This is a genomic window from Cytophagia bacterium CHB2 (assembly GCA_030263535.1).
GTDB lineage: Bacteria > Zhuqueibacterota > Zhuqueibacteria > Zhuqueibacterales > Zhuqueibacteraceae > Coneutiohabitans.
In genome coordinates this window covers 1-2,234 of sequence record SZPB01000608.1, presented here as the reverse complement: position 1 = coordinate 2,234, position 2,234 = coordinate 1, and the positions used below count along the sequence as shown (strand labels likewise).

General features: G+C 60.0%; 1 protein-coding gene. It reads right to left on the bottom strand.

Annotated elements, in window-relative coordinates; all coding sequences use genetic code 11:
- Positions 1–2,234, bottom strand: a 2,234-nt coding sequence (locus FBQ85_29430) for a CHAT domain-containing protein (protein MDL1879253.1), incomplete at both ends; no start/stop codon positions are given.

Below are 2,234 nucleotides of genomic sequence, written 5' to 3'. Positions count from 1 at the left end.
TGTTGTTCAGCGTCGTGCCCTCGCCCGCGCGATCGCCGATTTCTCTTTGAATCGCCAAACTCTTTTCCAAATACTCCAGCGCCTTACCGTAATCCCCGCCGGCATAAGCCGTGGTCGCGAGATTGTTCAGCGTCGTGCCCAGTTGTCGTTTTTCCTCCTTTGACTTAGGGTGCGCGACTAATTTTTCCGCCAGCAAGTAACATTGCAAAGCCGCTTGATATTGAGCCAGAGAGTCCAAACATTGTCCTAATCGATTCAACGCCCACCACGGTGTGGTTTCACCGCGGCGCTGCACAAACGGCATGAGGAACGCCACCACGCGGCCAAATTGCTGCCAGCGATAAAAAGCGCCGCTCAAGCCTTCAAGCATTTCATCGGCTTCTTCTTGCAGGCCAGCCAGGGTAAAATGTTCGAATGCCGCCAGGTCGTCGCTGATCAAGCGGGTGAATTTCTCACCGGCAAAGCGCCAATACCTGCCCAACCGGGCGTGGGTGTCGCGCTGCAACGCCTCGGTCAAAGGCTCGCGGCTGAGCAGTTCTGCCACCAACGGCGGAATTTGGTAGGTGGCAAGAGCGAGGTGAGGGGCATGGGCGGATTCGAGTAAAGCGTAATTATTTAAATGCGTTATGGCGGTTTCCAAATGGCCGGTTTCATCCCACAGCGCATACAAGCCGTCAATGATCAGCGGTCGCGGCTCCAATGTCAGACGCTGCACGAGCAATTTTTCCCCCGGGGTGAGCAGGGCGAGCAGCTCATCAAACACCAGGTCGCGGCGCATGGCTTCGAGCACGGTTTGCGTGGCCGCAGCCGGGGTCCCGGCCGGCGGTTGCAAGCCCACAAATTTTTGCTGCAATCTGGCCCAGGTTTCTTCGGCCGCAGTGAGCAGGCCCGAGAGCCATTCGATGCTGCGAAAGTTGCCGCCCAGGGTTTTGTACATCACTTTTTTGTCCTCGGCGGTCACGGTTTCCGGCCAGGACCATTGGCGCATGAAGCGCAGAATATCACCCAGGCCGGCCTCGGGCAATTCAGCGGCTGCGGTATTTTTGAGCTTGTCGCTCACGAGGGCATAGCGGCAGGTCAAGAGCGTCCGCACCGCCCCGGAGAGGCGTTGCGTCGCGGCGATCAGCGCCTCGGTCGCCGCGTGCTCCGCCAGGAAGCGCCGGGTGGCCAAATCCAAACAGGACTCGAGGTTGTCGAAGATAAACAGTGTGGGCCTAGTGGCAAGGGCGCCGATGCCGTAGAGCAGCAGATGCGGGGTTTGGCCGGCCGCCCACTTGCGGTAATGCCGGCGAATGGCGGCGCGCCGGCCAATGAAGCCCTCGTGCGTGAACGCCAGCTCGCCGATTTGCACTTTTTTCTGCAGCAACCGCGGCTGCGGTTGAAAGGGCTTGTGGCCGTCGAGCAAGGCCGGCTCCGGTTTGCGCGAATAAAACACTGGAATGCTCCACTGCTGGAACACTTCGATGAAAAGCTCATGCGGGGCTTTGGCGGCGCCCGAGGCCGCGCCGGTGATTTTCTGGCGCGCTTCGGTGACGGCGCGATCGAGGGGTTTGCCGGCAGCGAGAGCGTGATAAAAATACCCGGCAAAATTAGTGGCAGCAGTGTCAGCCACCGAACGCCGCATGCCGATGACGTGCGGCACGCCGGCCTCGAGCAGGGCGTGCGCAAAACTCGGCACCGCGCGTTGGGTATCAGGCAATGCACTTTGGCAGGCGGAGAGAAAAAAACAGGGCGCGGGCGCTTTGCCATTTTTCCACGCCGCAATCAAGTCTTGCGGAGCGACATTGCGCTGGCGGCCGGTGGCGCGATCTTCAAAAGACAACAGCGCGTGGCCGTCTTGCATGCTGCCGTGCATGCTGCAATGCACGACGTGATAGACATTGCTTTCGAGGCGGGCTTGCAGGGTTTCCAATGTGCCGTCTTCGGCCACATCGATTTCCACTTCACCGCGGCTGAGGCCGGCATCGAGCTGGGCAAAGAGAAAAGTCTCCTCGGTTTCAAAATCCAGGCGGGATTTTTCGGGATCGAGATCTTCGGGCGAGGCTACGAAAAGCAGAATGCGCAGCGGCCCGCCGGGCAAGTCGGGCATCGCCTCGTCCGCTGGCTGCCAGCGCCGCAGCAGGGTAAAATCGGCATTGCGGCTGAGAAAACCCAGGCGTTGGTCGGCATGAAACGTCATTTCCCACGGCAACGCCTGTATGTCCGGCTCGCCGGATTCGAGAATGAGGCGCACG